Below are 12,943 nucleotides of genomic sequence, written 5' to 3' on the forward strand. Positions count from 1 at the left end.
TTGGCGATCGACACCTTCGTCATGCGCATGGCGAAGAACCTAGCCTTCTTCGCCTCTCGTGCTGCTCGACCCACTGACATCTCCCCTGGTCAGGGAGCGTGTCGCATGGACCACCTGAGTCAGCCCCAATTGAACGCGTGTGACATTCGGCCGCCGGCTCCAGCGCCTTACGCCAGGGTGCGGCGCATCAGTTCGGCGACGCTCCGGTCGTACGCGACGAGCGTGACGATCTCGACCGCGGTCCGGGCGGCGGTGAGGGCGGTGACCGCCTGCCGGATCGCGTCTTCCTTCGGCCAGCCGTAGGCACCGGCGGAGATCAACGGGAACGCGACGGTCCGGGCACCGAGGGTGTCGGCGACGGCAAGGCTGCGGGTGTACGCCGACCGCAGCAGGTGCGAGCGGTCCTCGTGAGGCGAGTAGACCGGCCCGACGGTGTGGATCACCCAGCGCGCCGGGAGCTTTCCTGCGGTGGTGGCCACCGCCGCGCCCACGTCCAGACCGTTGGGCAGCGTCGTCGCGCGCAGGGCCTTGCAGGCGGCGAGGATCTCCGGACCGCCGGCGTGATGGATGGCGCCGTCGACGCCGCCGCCGCCGAGGAGGGAGGACTTGGCGGCGTTGACGATCGCGTCGACGCGCTGGGTGGTGATGTCGCCGTGGACGACGTCGATCAGGGTCACGATTGCTCCTGGAGTTCGGTGGGGTGAGCGGAGACGGCGGCGCGGCGGTCGTATCCCTTCCGCGCGGCGTCCGTGGCCAGGTGGTTCAGGTCGTGCGCGGTGTGCCCGGGCCAGCCGTGCAGGATGCGCCGCCACCGATCGGGGACCGCCGAGGCTCCCCAGCGGGCGCCGAGCAGTCCGCCCGCGATGGCGGCGGTGGTGTCGGTGTCACCGCCGGCGCGGACCGCGGCCTCGAGGGCACGCTGCAGGTGCCCGGCGTCGGAATCGTCGGTGGTGCTGATCGCCCACCACGCGGTCTGCAGGGCGTGGACGGTCCATCCGTTGTTCGCGAAGTCGCCGGGCGTGCCGTGCTCGGCCCGGTCGAGCAGCGGAGCCCAGTAACCGGCGACGTCGGCGGGACAGACCTGCAGGTAGCCGCGGACACCGTCGAAGGTGCCGTGCAGGACGGCGTGGCGGATCGCATACGTCCACAGCCGGCAGGCCTGAACCGCCTGCGGGTCGTCGTGGGTCAGCAGCGCCACCTCCCCGGCGGCGGCGACGGCAGCGTCCGCGTCGCCCGAGCCGAGATAGGACAGGGCGACCGGGGCGGTCCGCATCAGGGCGCCGTTGCCGCCCTTGCGACCGGTCAGCGCGCGGGCGCGGGCCTGCATCGCCGCGGCGCCGGCGGGGCGATGCGAGAGCACGGCGCGGGTCTGGTTGCCGATGTCCTTCGGGCCGGAGTCGAACCACCGCACGAACTGCGCGGCCACCGCGTCGAGACCTGCTGCGCCGCCGAGGTCGACGCCGGTGGCCGCGACCTCGGCGACGGCGACGGCCATCGCGGTGTCGTCGGTCCACTCCCCCGGTTCCCAGCCGAACACGCCCCCGCCGATCATGTCGATCACCGCGTCGGCGGTGGGATGAGTGAACTCGTAGCCGGCACCGAGGGCGTCCCCTGCCGCCGTCGCGAGAAGCACCCCCACCGCCCGGTCACACTGCTGCGCCGTCAACGCCATTTCCCGCTCCCTCCGCCGACCATTTCGATCAAATCTGCGCTATCAATTTAGATCAAAATCACGCTAAAGTGCAACCGTGAGCGACTGGACGGACGGGGCGGGCCGGAAGCTGGCCGAGTACCCGCACCCCTCGACCGCGGTGGACATCGCCGTGTTGACCTACTCCGACGGCGAACTGCGAGTGCTGGTGGTCGAGCACAGTCTCGGAGACCTGGCCCTGCCCGGCACCTTCCTCCACGAACGCGAACGCGCCGCCGACGCCGCCCGACGTGCACTGCGTGACAAGACGAGCCTCACCGGCATCCGGTTCCATCAGATCGGCGTGTTCGACGCTCCCGACCGGGACCCGCGCGGATGGGTGATCTCGATCGCCCACGCCGCGGCGTTGCCTCGCAAGGACCTTCCGGGCGACGCCCACCTCGTGTGCGTGCGCGACGGAAAGGCCGAGCAGCCGTTGGCCTTCGACCATGCCGAGATGGTGGCGGCGGCCGTCGCGGATCTGCGAACCCGCTACGCGCAGCGCGTGGATCCCGACGGACTGCTCGGCGACGAGTTCACCGTCCTCGAGCTGCGGCGGTTGTACGAGGTGATATTCGGCGTTCCGCTGCAGAAGGATTCGTTCCGCCGCCACGTGGTCGACGCTCTCGTCAGCACCGGGCGCATGTCGAGTCCGGGCGCCGGCCGGCCGGCGGAACTGTTCCGCCGCAAGGACGGCGCGCGGTTGCCGGCTCAGGCAGCGGTGTTGTTCACCGGCTGATATGTCCGCGGTGCGGATTCAGAGGATCGGGTAGACGAAGTGTCCCGGCCCACCGCCCGGCAGACTCGAACCCGTGACGTTCGGCAGATTGGCCGGCAGCCGGATCAGCTTGTGCGGCTGTCCGTTCTGATCGGCCTGCCAGCAGTCGGTGGTCACGCCGTGGAATCCGACGCAGACGATCCGGGTGCCGGTGCCGAACGGTGACGTGAGCCGATTCCGGTTCACCAGCGGATTCCAGTAGTCGAGGTCCGCCGGGGTGAGGAAGTCCTTGGTCTCGAACGGCACCATCGGTGTCGGATAGGACGGAATCTCGGGCCACTCGTCCTGGGCCGCTGCCGGACCGGACGCACCGAGGACGGCCGCGGCCGTCAGCAGCAGCGTGGCTCCCGCGCGCCGGGCATGGCGGCCGATACGGTTGCTCGTCATCTCGCCTCCTCGCGGAACTCGTCCGACCATGGAAGCACGTCGCCGCCGCCCGCGCCGGGCGCCACGCGGAGACGGACCGGTCAGCCGAGTCGCTTGTGGTAGACGACGACGTCGCACGGGACCGCGAGCAGCGGGACCAGTTCGGGGTACATGACCTCGGGCCCGTCCGTCCGCACCGGCACGTACCCCATTCGCGGATACCACTGCGACAGGAACACCTTCGACGGGTGCTCGAAGTCTCTCGGCTGGATGACCTCGAGCTGCATGATCTCGCTCCCGAGCCGTGCCGCGTGGGCCTCGGCGAACCGCACGAGGGCACGGCCGATGCCGGCGCCCCGCACCTCCGGATCGGCAGCGAGCATCCCGAACTCGGCGACGCGGGCGTCGAGCTGCACCACCTTCACGCAGCCCACGATCCGGTCGCCGAGCGAGGCGACGAAGAGCCGGCCGGCACCGGCCAATTCGGCGATCTCGCTCGCCGAGGTCCGGGTGGCTCCCTCCGGCCACATGCCTTCCTCAGCGACCGCATAGACAGCATTGACGAGGTCGGCGACCACCTTCGCCGTGTCGTCACTGCCGTCGGACGGGCGCACAAGGGGCCCGATGCTCAGCTCTCCGGAGTCCGTCAACGTCTTTCACCCGCTCCACTCGACGACCGCCGCCCGCAGCTGCTGGAGACCGGCGGTCCGGCTTGCCGGGACAAGCCTAGCGACCGGGACGACGCGACCGATCCGGCCCCCGGTGGGCGGCCGGGAAAAGCTCAGCCGGGCAGCGCGCCGACGGCGGGCCTCGACGCCCCGAACTTCGAGGCGAGTTCGCGCCGTGCGGCCCGGTCGCCGAGCCGCTCGAGGAACCGCCTCCCGGTGCGCGTGCGTGCGACCACTGTGGAGAAGACGACGTTCTTGACCACCACCGGCGGAACCGCCCATGCCGGGGTGACGGGCAGACCCAGCTCCCGCAGGCTCTGCGTGCCGAGGAAGTACCGGAGCATGCTCAGCAGGCGCTGCCGCTCGTACCGGCCGCGCACGTCGCCGAACCGGCCGTAGTCGAGGGTGCGCTGGCCCTCCACGAGGGCCCCGGACAGCGCGGCCCCCGCGGGCGTGACGTCGTCCTGCACCAACAGCACGTGGTAGTTGAACACGTGCTGCTCGCGTTCGGTGTCGAACAGCCAGTCCTCGTCGATGCCCATGAGCCATCCGACGTATTTCCACAGGTGCATCACCGCCCGGGACTCCTCACGGGTGACGAAGTAGCCGAGCGCCCGCATGCCGAGCAGCAGCGTGCCGTTGAACAGCCCCAGGGTTGCCGCCTGGTCGGTCTGGTTGATCGGCAGCCCCCAGCGTTCGATGTCCCATCGACCGTTGGTCTCGAACTGGTGGTTGATCAGCGCGTGCATGGCGCGCACGTGCACGGTGAGCTTGAATCCCTCACCGTCCCGGCGCATCCCACCGGGCTCGCCGACCGCCGTACCCCACTTCTGGGTTTCGCCGAGGCGTCGCATCGCGGTCGAACCGGTCAGGCCCCCGGTCTCGACCAGCAGATCCGGCGGCCCACCGAACCGGTAACCGCCGATGAGCGACAGCTGGAGCAGCACGTCGATGCGGCTGCGGCCCATCCGGCGGAAGGCCCGGGCACCCTTCTCCACCAGGTCGAAGTCCACCCATTCGGGGACGTGATCGACCACGGCGAAGAACCGTCGCAGTGCGTCCGGCGCGTCCGGCACCGCGTCGAGGCCGTGCTCGAGCGCCCGATGGAACTGCGCCATGGTCACCCGCTCGGCGTCCGTCCGGGGGCGGCGCATCGCGCGCACCAGGTCCGCGCCCACCTCGTCGCGGGCGACCATCCGGCGGCCGATCCGGTCGAGCAGTTCCTCGTCGACGGCACCGATCCGCGCGTAGGCACGCAGGGGCCGCCCGATGCGCTCGTTTCTGGGTCGGATGCCGACGTATCGGTGCGGGTAACGCACCGCCTGCGCGTCCTGTCGAATCTCCTGTGCCACCATGGGCCGATGCTTACACGAGCAATTACTCGCGTTCAATTCGCATCCGGACGGTGCCGGTGAGACCGGCGGAGCAGGGCCGGATGCGCCGCGTACCGCAGCAGCGCCGCTCGCAGGAGATGGTCGAACGCATCGTCGCCGCCGGCCGGGAGGTCCTGCTCGCCGACGGATACGAGGGCGCCTCCACCAATCGGATCGCCGCCGCGGCGGGCATCAGCCCCGGATCGCTGTACCAGTACTTCCCCGGCAAGGACGCCATCGTGACCGAAGTCGTCGACCGCTGGACCGAGGAGGTGCAAGCTCGCATTTCGCACGTGTTCACCGGTGCGCTCGACGCCCCCACCTGGACCGAATCGGTGCGAACCAACATGCGGGTGCTGCTCGAGGCACTCGGCGAGAACCCCCGCCTGCTGCGCGTGCTCATCGAGCAACTCCCCCGCACGCCGGACAGCCGGCTGGTCGCGTTCGAACACCGCATCGACGCGCTGCTGGCCATGTGGCTGCGCTTCAATCCCGGCCGGCGCCCGATCGAGCATCCCGAGGCCATCGCGTGGATGCTCGTCCGCACCGTCGAGAACGTCGCGGTCGGCTACGTGCTCGATCAGCCGCCCATCGAGCCGGACGTCATCGCGGACCAGCTGACGGCCATGATCACCGCCTATCTCAAGGAAATGCTGGACTGACACTCGACACCTCGCCCGCTTGTCGTCGACCGATCAGGCAGCTGAATGAAACCGGTCCGAGTTCGATGCGGTTCGATGTCCCTCGGGGTCAACACAGGAATCGTGCCCGGACCGGCGAAGTCGAGGTCGGATACGTGCAGGACACCGGTAGTCCCGTCGCGACGACGCCGGAATGTTCCGATCGGCGCCATGGCCACCAAGCCGAGGAGCTGCACGTGTCGGTGAGCACACTCGAGCGGTGGGTCGCCGGCTATCAGTCGGCAGGTGTTGCCGGCTCGGCCGATAGCCGCATCCACAGTCGGTATGCCGTTAATGTGGATCCACCGCGGGACGCGGCGTGCGTGCGGGTGCTGGACCGGCATGTCGCCGCGTCCACGCCGGCGCGCCGGTCACGGCTGCCACCTCGGGGCGTGCGACTCCGATGGTCGAGGACCGCAAGCTGCGCCTCGCCGGCGAACAGTACCGATTCGGAGGATATGAACCCGCGACCACACCGCTGCGCCCCAGTAGTTCGCTGAGTTCTTCTGCGAACTACTGGAGTTGCCGGCCGTATCATTCGAGGTAGTTTCCCAAGCATCCGAGAAGGTCGACAGGAGAGCACCATGGCGACCATCACCGGGGAGATCCTCATCCACCGGCCGGTTGAGGAAGTGTTCGACGTCGTCATAGACAAGCGCAACGAACCTGCCTACACCCCGCGGATGCTACGTGCGAACAAGCTCATCGATGGGCTGATCGGTGTCGGCACCCGCTTCCGCTGCACAGTGACGTCCCCGTCGCAGCCGCCGGTACCCGGGATGCCGAAGGCATCGTGGTGACCGGTGAGCAATCGGCCCCGCGGCCGCACCCCGCGCCCGCCCCGACGACCGCGTCAGCGATGCTGATCGATGAGTTCCTACCGCACTACGACTACTCCATCGCACACGCCGACATCGTCCGCGCCCACCCCCGATCGTGCTACCGCGCCGCGCGTCAGCTCGACCTGTTCCAGGCCCCGCTGATCCGGACGCTCATCGGTCTGCGCGCCCTCCCCCAACGCCTCATCGCGCACCGGACCGGCCCGGGAGTAGCTGCCGCCGCTGCACCGACCTTCCGGCTCACGGACATGACCGACCATGGCTGGGTTCTGCTCGCAGAAGCACCGAATCTCGAGATGGTCCTCGGCCAGATCGGTCGCCCGTGGGCGGCTGCCGACGCCTCGTCCGGTCCGAACGTCAGCCCGGATGGCTTCGCCACCTTCGAAGAGCCGGGCTTTGCCAAGATCGTGCTCAACCTCAGAGTCGCCCCATACGGCGCCGAGTCGTCGATTCTCACAGTAGAAACGCGCGTCGCCGTGACCGATGCGGAGAGCAGACGGCGGTTCGGCCGCTATTGGACCGTCGTCGGTCCCTTCAGCGGCCTGATCCGCCGGAGCGCCTTACGACTGCTCGCCACCGAGCTGCGCAACTCCGATTCGAACGACCACACGAACAGTGCTGCCCGGCGCGTCGAACGGCTCGAGACACGCATCGAACACGTCGTCGACACCCGTTCGGTCGGGATCGGGGCATGGCTCATCCGACGGACCCGGGGCCGGATCGTGCGTCCGTGGCACCGCCGAGCGCTCATCCTCACCACCCGTGGGCGACGCTCCGGCCTGCCGCGCACGGTACTACTGCAGTACTTCCCGGACGGCCCAGACCTGATAGTCGTCGCAGCGAACAGCGGGCTGCCAACCCATCCGGGCTGGTATTTCAACCTCAAAGCCGACCCCCAGGCGCAGGTCGAGGTCGACGGCGAGACGAAACAGGTTCGCGCCGAAGAGCTGACACCCCAGCAGGCAGCCGCGTTCTGGCCGCGGATACTGCAGACCGCCCCCGACTATGCCAGGTATCTTCGCCGCACCGATCGCGTACTTCCGCTCCTGCGTCTCATCCAAACCGTCTAGCGCAAACCCGTAACTCGCCACCGTGGAGACCACCACCGCAGTGCAGAATTGCCGACGTCGTTGCATCGATCCGGCGGCAACAAGCCTGCCGACGACGGAGCTTCAGGGCAGGCGTCTACAGCCCGGCGATCCCGTTGCCGATCAGAAGCACGCCCAGAATCAGCAGGACCGCCGCCATGATCGCCGCGTGGTGCCGGGTCATCCACTCATCGGCCACGGCGAGCGCGCGATCAGCGCGGTCGGTGAACACGCCCCGAACCACGGCCGGGGCGGCCACGCCCAGGCTCGCCACGACCGTGAAGACAACCAGCGCCACGACCTGCTCGAGCACCCGCGCAGTCGCGTCCGCGATGACCGCTGCGCCCGCCGCGACCAGGGCGAGGTTCTTCGGATTCGCCGCCGCAAACAGAAACCCCAGACGCAGAGCCCGTCGAGCGGTCATGGTCTGTGCGGCCGCCATCCACCCTGGCACGGTGGACTCCTCTCCGGCCTGCGGCCGCGCCCGCCACTTCCGGACAGCCATCAGGACCAGCACGATCCCGAGCGCGAGTTTCACAGCACCGGCCCACCAGGTGGGCTCGTCGGCCAGCATGATCACATCCGCCACCGCGAGCACCACGGCGCCCACGACGAGCAGGCCCGCAACCCAGCCACCGACGAAGGCGTACGACACGCTCACCGGCCGCTTGGTGACCAGGAGCACCGACAGCATCACCATCGGCATCGCGGCCAGCAGCAGGCCGACCGCAATCGGTAGGGACTGCCCGATTGCGCCTGTCACGAGTCACTCCTCGGAGTACCGATCATCGACGAAGGGTAGTCGCCTCAGCTATCCGGTGGGGACGGCACAGGCACGCGATCTTCTCCGGTCCCTGAGGAAAGGGGGTTGTGCGCAGGTGCAGCCACCAGGCCCGTACCGGGACGGCTGCCCTTCCAACGACGTATCGAGCACGCCTCGCCCTCGTTCGGCCATGCCTGCGCATCGGTTCGCCCATTCGGCGGTGCGCAGCGCTCAACCGGATCGCTACGACGCTCCGGTTGAGCGAACTATCCGCGGCGGGCGGTCGTTTCCCGTACCTGAATGCTGTAGGGCAGTAGTTCGTTGCGTGGGGGACTCTCGTCGCCGGTGATCCGTTGGATGAGCATGCGGGCGGCTCGTTGCCCCATCAGGTCCCGCGGCACCGTCACGGTGCTCAGCTGCAACGGGCCTGCGCTCGAGAAACTCATGTCGTCGAAACCGGTCAAGGCCACATCCTCGGGCACGCGCTTGCCGATTTCTCGGCAGACGTCGAGAACGCCGAGGGCGATCAGGTCGTTGCCGCAGACGATCGCATCGGTTTCGGGGTGTTCGGCGAACAGCGCCCGTGCGCGCAGCGCCCCGGAGGCGCGGGTGAGTTCGCCCCACAGGTCTGGTTCGTTGATCGCCTGCAGGCCTGCTTTGGTGAGGGCGTCGCGGTATCCCGCCATGCGGTTGACGGACACACTGGACGTGTCGGGACCGCCGAGGATCGCGACTTTGCGTCGGCCGGTTGCGACGGCGTGGGAAGCCATTTCGAACGAGGCGGAATAGTCGTCGATGCCGACCCAGTCGGAGGGCTCGTCCTCGACCTTGCGATAGAGCTGCACCACGGGGATGTTCTCGTGCCGGAGCTTGTCGAGGAGCGGCTTGTCGTCGGCGACGAGCGAGGTGAAGATCAGGCCGCTGCAGTTTCGATCGACCTGGGCCAGTGCGACATCGGCCTGGCGGGAGCCATCCACGCCGACATGGGAGACGAACACCTCGTAGCCTTCTTCGGCGGCGGCAGCGACCACACCGCCGGCGACCTCGGTGTAGAAGGGGTTGGCGATGTCGGCGAGGAGCAGTCCGATGGCTTTCGTGGTACCGGCGCGAAGCTCCCGGGCGATTCTGCTGGGCCGAAATCCCATTTCTTCGGCGATGGCGAGGATCCGTTGACGTCGCTCCTCGCTCACCCCCGGCGCCCCACTGAGCGCGTAGGAGACTGCTGCCGAGGACACCCCTGCCCGACGAGCGACATCGCTCATCGTCACTCGGCGAGGACGCCCTCCGCGGGGACGGCCCCCGCTCTGGGGGTGGGAGACATCAGCCATACCGAAAGCTTAGTCGGTTAAGCACTCGGCACAGGCCGGGACTTCCTGCCACGGCGTGCGCCCAGGTCCGACTGATTCGGTTAATCAGATTGACTTACCGGTATGGCGGACTCGAGTCGCCCCATACGAACGCGACGCCACCCGCATATGACCAGGTGGACGCGTAATACCTCCCCGACATCTTTGGGGCTTGTGCGCTGAAACACAGGGCTGTACCGTAACTTATGCGATTAAGCGAAAGGAGAGCATCATGAGTTCCACCGTTGAGATGAGGGACGAGGCCGCGGTCGCGTACACGGGGCCCAAGCCGTATGGCATGAGTGACGACCTGATCGTTCCGGGTGCCCTGGACCTCGACTGCGACGAACGGCTGTGGGTCCCCCAGTCCCAGGACGTCGAGTTCCGCCCGCTGGTGCTGTCGGCGAGCCAGGGCTACTTCGTGAACATCCTGCGAGTACGCCGCTCGGGAATCCTGTCCCGCCACCGGCACGCCGGCGCGGTGCACGCGTTCACCCTGCGCGGCCGTTGGCACTACCTCGAATACGACTGGTGGGCCGAAGAGGGCACCTACGCCTTCGAGCCGCCCGGCGACATCCACACCCTCGAGGTCCCCGAAGACGTGACCGAGATGGCCACCCTGTTCCACGTGAGCGGCGCCTACATCTACGTCGACGTCGACGGCAACACCGTCGGCATCGAGGACGTCTTCAGCAAGATCGACAAGGCCCGCGCCCACTACGAGACGGTCGGTCTCGGCGCCGACTACGTCGACCGCTTCATCCGCTGACGCCGCTCCGGCGGACACCGCCCGGCCTGGTGCAACCACACCGAGTGCTCTACGCACGCGGGGGCGGTGTCCGCCGGCATCTCACCCTCTTTCAGCCCTGAGCCCGCCCGCGGGCGAAAGTACAGGTTCCCCATGCGAGCTCTCACCAAGAAAAGTGCCATCCCCTGCGACGTCCGCGTGCAGAATTTGCCCAAGCCCGAACCGGGCCCGGGACAGGTGCGGGTTCGCACCGAGGCCTGCGGCCTGTGCGGCAGCGACGTGCACGCCTGGCGTCACGACACCGGCTATGAATGGATCCGCCCCCCGGTAGTGCTCGGACACGAGGCGGTCGGATGCGTCGAAGCTCTCGGTGATGGTGTCGACCCGAACTGGCTCGGCAAGCGAGTGGTGCCCGTGGCGATCGACGGCTGTGGGGTATGCACGCTGTGCGAGCGCGGCTTCCGCCAGATCTGTCCCCAACGCACTGTCCTCGGGCTGTCCTTCGACGGCGCCGCCGCCGAATCGTTCGTCGTCTCCGAGGTCCGCCTGGTCGAGGTGGACCGCGACCTGCCGGCGTCGACACTGGCCCTGACCGAACCACTCTCGGTCGCCTGCCGCGCTGTCGCGCACATCGAGAACGCCGGCGAGGGCCCCACCCAGGTGGTGGTCTCCGGACCCGGACCGATCGGCACGATGGCTGCTCTCGTCCTCGCCCAGCGAGGCCACGATGTCGTACTTTCAGGAGTCGACAACGACGAGAACGGGCGATTGCCGCTCGCCCGTTCCCTCGGTCTGCGCACCGTGATCGCCGGACGGGACGAGCTGCCGTTCACCCCTACCGCCTGGGTCGACGCCTCCGGTTCGACCGCGGCACTCGACGCCGCCATCGCTGCCGTCCTCCCCGGCAGCCCCATCTCCGTCGTCGGCCTGTTCGCCCGCACCGGACCGGTCGACTTCAACGCCGTCACCCGCAAGGAGATTCGCCTGCAAGGCAGCTACGGATCGACCAAGGTCGACTACCGGGCCGCTGCCACCGCCATGGCCGTCGACCCGACACCGTGGCCGCAGCTGGTGACCGAGATTCCCCTCACTGACGCGGCTTCGGCACTCGAACGTGCCGCGGCCGGCCACGACATGAAGGTCGTGCTCGTCCCATGACCACACCGGACCCCACCCCTGTCCCGAAAGGCCACGCCATGTCCAGTTCCGATGTCGCTGTCGAACCAGCTACTCACGCGGCCGGGCGCACGTCGATCGTCAAGGTCGCCTTCGCCAGCATGATCGGCACAGCCGTCGAATGGTACGACTTCTTCCTCTACGGCTCCGCCGCCGCGCTCGTCTTCGGGCCCCTGTTCTTCCCCGACAGCGAACCTGCCACGGCCACCCTGCTCGCGTTCGCGACCTTCGCGGTGGGATTCTTCGCCCGACCGCTCGGCGGCATCGTCTTCGGTCACTACGGCGACAAACTCGGCCGCAAGAAGATGCTGGTCGTCAGCCTGCTCATGATGGGCGCCGCGACCTTCGCCATCGGATTGCTGCCGACCTTCGCGAGCATCGGCATCGCCGCACCAATGCTGCTCATCGGCTGCCGGCTACTGCAGGGCTTCGCCGTCGGAGGCGAATGGGGCGGAGCAGTGCTCATGGCCGCCGAACACGGCGACAACGATCGTCGCGGATTCTGGACCTCGTGGACCCAGGCCGGCGTTCCTCTCGGAAACCTCCTCTCCGCGGTGGTTCTCTGGGTGCTGGCGTTGGTCCAGAGCGACGAAACCTTCGATTCCTGGGGATGGCGAGTTCCCTTCCTGCTCAGTGCAGTACTGGTCCTGATCGGTCTCTGGATCCGTCTGAGCATCGAGGAATCCCCCGTCTTCGCCGAAAACAAGAGGGCCCTCGAAAACCACAAGAGCGAACACGCCCCCATCATCGAAGTCCTGCGCAAGTACCCGCGCGAGGTGCTCATCGCCATGGGACTGAGACTGGTGGAGAACACCTCGTACTACATCTTCACCGTCGTGGTGATGACCTACATGGTCACCTACCTGGATATGCCCAAGAGTGCCGCGATCGCCGGTGTGCTCATCGCCTCCGTCGCCCAGTTCTTCCTCACGCCGCTCATCGGCGCCCTGTCCGACCGAGTCGGCCGTCGACCCCTCTACTTCACCGGCGCACTCGGCGCCGGCATATGGGGATTCGTGTTCTTCCCCCTCATCGACACCGGCAACCAGACCATCATCGCGGCGGCCATCTTCATCGGCCTGATCTTCACCACACTGATGTACGCGCCACAGGCGGCGATGTTCTCCGAGTTGTTCGGCACCAGCGTCCGATACAGCGGCGCCTCCCTCGGCTACCAACTCGCCTCGGTGTTCGCCGGCGGTCTGGCCCCCGTCATCGCAGTCTCACTGCTGGGAACCGTCGAGGAGAAGAACACGATCGCGGTCAGCATCTACCTCGCCATCCTGGCCGTGATCACCATCATCGCCGTGATCGCCGCGAAGGAAACCGCCCGCACCTCCCTCGTCCACGACCGGGTCCTCGACGAGGCCACCCGGAACTGACAACGCCGCCGGGCCGGTGTGCGGCGCTCACCCGCACACCGGCCCG

14 protein-coding genes are annotated in these 12,943 nt (G+C 68.1%); 7 read left to right on the plus strand and 7 right to left on the minus strand.

Translation table 11 applies throughout. The features are described from left to right. Positions 1 to 167: 167 nt before the first annotated feature. Positions 168 to 677, minus strand: a complete 510-nt coding sequence (locus tag G6039_RS23530; RefSeq protein ID WP_006942006.1) for an O-acetyl-ADP-ribose deacetylase — start codon at positions 675 to 677, stop codon at positions 168 to 170. After that, the gene (locus tag G6039_RS23535; RefSeq protein ID WP_006942008.1) at positions 674 to 1,672 is read right to left on the minus strand and encodes an ADP-ribosylglycohydrolase family protein; all 999 of its coding nucleotides are present in this window, start codon (positions 1,670 to 1,672) and stop codon (positions 674 to 676) included. The genes G6039_RS23530 and G6039_RS23535 overlap by 4 nt, the downstream gene beginning before the upstream one ends. A 76-nt stretch (positions 1,673 to 1,748) precedes the next feature. Between G6039_RS23535 and G6039_RS23540 the strand changes: the two genes are divergently transcribed. Then, a complete protein-coding gene (locus G6039_RS23540) occupies positions 1,749 to 2,429 on the plus strand; it encodes an NUDIX hydrolase (protein ID WP_043802267.1) in 681 nt (226 codons plus the stop codon). 18 nt (positions 2,430 to 2,447) lie between these two features. Here the strand turns inward: G6039_RS23540 and G6039_RS23545 are convergent, their stop codons facing one another. From G6039_RS23545 to G6039_RS23555, 3 genes are all read right to left on the minus strand, one after another. Further along, a complete protein-coding gene (locus G6039_RS23545; RefSeq protein ID WP_006942012.1) occupies positions 2,448 to 2,855 on the minus strand; it encodes a hypothetical protein in 408 nt (135 codons plus the stop codon). Between the two features lie 80 nt (positions 2,856 to 2,935). Beyond that, positions 2,936 to 3,484 carry a GNAT family N-acetyltransferase gene (locus G6039_RS23550; RefSeq protein ID WP_206531286.1) on the minus strand — a complete coding sequence of 183 codons (549 nt, stop codon included), beginning with the start codon at positions 3,482 to 3,484 and terminating at the stop codon, positions 2,936 to 2,938. 131 nt (positions 3,485 to 3,615) lie between these two features. After that, positions 3,616 to 4,857: an oxygenase MpaB family protein gene (locus G6039_RS23555; protein ID WP_043802265.1), complete on the minus strand. Its 1,242-nt coding sequence runs from the start codon at positions 4,855 to 4,857 to the stop codon at positions 3,616 to 3,618. Positions 4,858 to 4,907: 50 nt separating this feature from the next. Here G6039_RS23555 and G6039_RS23560 point away from each other — a divergent pair, with 50 nt between their 5' ends. The 3 genes from G6039_RS23560 (at position 4,908) to G6039_RS23570 (ending at position 7,464) form a co-directional block, all read left to right on the plus strand. Further along, on the plus strand, positions 4,908 to 5,537 hold the full coding sequence (locus G6039_RS23560; protein ID WP_235194115.1) for a TetR/AcrR family transcriptional regulator: 630 nt from the start codon (positions 4,908 to 4,910) through the stop codon (positions 5,535 to 5,537). A 602-nt stretch (positions 5,538 to 6,139) separates the two neighbouring features. Then, a complete protein-coding gene (locus G6039_RS23565; protein ID WP_006942019.1) occupies positions 6,140 to 6,355 on the plus strand; it encodes an SRPBCC family protein in 216 nt (71 codons plus the stop codon). Beyond that, a complete protein-coding gene (locus tag G6039_RS23570) occupies positions 6,349 to 7,464 on the plus strand; it encodes a nitroreductase/quinone reductase family protein (RefSeq protein WP_152103850.1) in 1,116 nt (371 codons plus the stop codon). Before G6039_RS23565 ends, G6039_RS23570 begins: the two co-directional genes overlap by 7 nt. A gap of 115 nt (positions 7,465 to 7,579) precedes the next feature. On the opposite strand, the gene G6039_RS23575 is transcribed toward G6039_RS23570, so the two are convergent. Then, positions 7,580 to 8,245, minus strand: a complete 666-nt coding sequence (locus G6039_RS23575; protein ID WP_006942023.1) for a GAP family protein — start codon at positions 8,243 to 8,245, stop codon at positions 7,580 to 7,582. A gap of 266 nt (positions 8,246 to 8,511) precedes the next feature. After that, positions 8,512 to 9,573 carry a LacI family DNA-binding transcriptional regulator gene (locus G6039_RS23580; protein ID WP_043802262.1) on the minus strand — a complete coding sequence of 354 codons (1,062 nt, stop codon included), beginning with the start codon at positions 9,571 to 9,573 and terminating at the stop codon, positions 8,512 to 8,514. A gap of 250 nt (positions 9,574 to 9,823) precedes the next feature. Between G6039_RS23580 and G6039_RS23585 the strand changes: the two genes are divergently transcribed. From G6039_RS23585 to G6039_RS23595, 3 genes are all read left to right on the plus strand, one after another. Then, a complete protein-coding gene (locus tag G6039_RS23585) occupies positions 9,824 to 10,360 on the plus strand; it encodes a 2,4'-dihydroxyacetophenone dioxygenase family protein (RefSeq protein WP_006942026.1) in 537 nt (178 codons plus the stop codon). Positions 10,361 to 10,492: 132 nt separating this feature from the next. Beyond that, positions 10,493 to 11,497: an alcohol dehydrogenase catalytic domain-containing protein gene (locus G6039_RS23590; RefSeq protein WP_043802259.1), complete on the plus strand. Its 1,005-nt coding sequence runs from the start codon at positions 10,493 to 10,495 to the stop codon at positions 11,495 to 11,497. A 38-nt stretch (positions 11,498 to 11,535) separates the two neighbouring features. After that, complete coding sequence (locus G6039_RS23595; protein WP_006942028.1) at positions 11,536 to 12,897, plus strand: MFS transporter; 1,362 nt, start codon at positions 11,536 to 11,538, stop codon at positions 12,895 to 12,897. Positions 12,898 to 12,943: the final 46 nt, after the last annotated feature.

Source organism: Rhodococcus aetherivorans, from assembly GCF_011058165.1.
Classification (GTDB): domain Bacteria; phylum Actinomycetota; class Actinomycetes; order Mycobacteriales; family Mycobacteriaceae; genus Rhodococcus; species Rhodococcus aetherivorans.

Coding starts and splice junctions, on each gene's coding strand:
- G6039_RS23535 (WP_006942008.1), bottom strand. CDS start 1,672: ATGGCGTTGACGGCGCAGCAGTGTGACCGGGCGGTGGGGGTGCTTCTC.
- G6039_RS23545 (WP_006942012.1), bottom strand. CDS start 2,855: ATGACGAGCAACCGTATCGGCCGCCATGCCCGGCGCGCGGGAGCCACG.
- G6039_RS23555 (WP_043802265.1), bottom strand. CDS start 4,857: ATGGTGGCACAGGAGATTCGACAGGACGCGCAGGCGGTGCGTTACCCG.
- G6039_RS23565 (WP_006942019.1), top strand. CDS start 6,140: ATGGCGACCATCACCGGGGAGATCCTCATCCACCGGCCGGTTGAGGAA.
- G6039_RS23580 (WP_043802262.1), bottom strand. CDS start 9,573: ATGGCTGATGTCTCCCACCCCCAGAGCGGGGGCCGTCCCCGCGGAGGG.
- G6039_RS23585 (WP_006942026.1), top strand. CDS start 9,824: ATGAGTTCCACCGTTGAGATGAGGGACGAGGCCGCGGTCGCGTACACG.
- G6039_RS23590 (WP_043802259.1), top strand. CDS start 10,493: ATGCGAGCTCTCACCAAGAAAAGTGCCATCCCCTGCGACGTCCGCGTG.
- G6039_RS23595 (WP_006942028.1), top strand. CDS start 11,536: ATGTCCAGTTCCGATGTCGCTGTCGAACCAGCTACTCACGCGGCCGGG.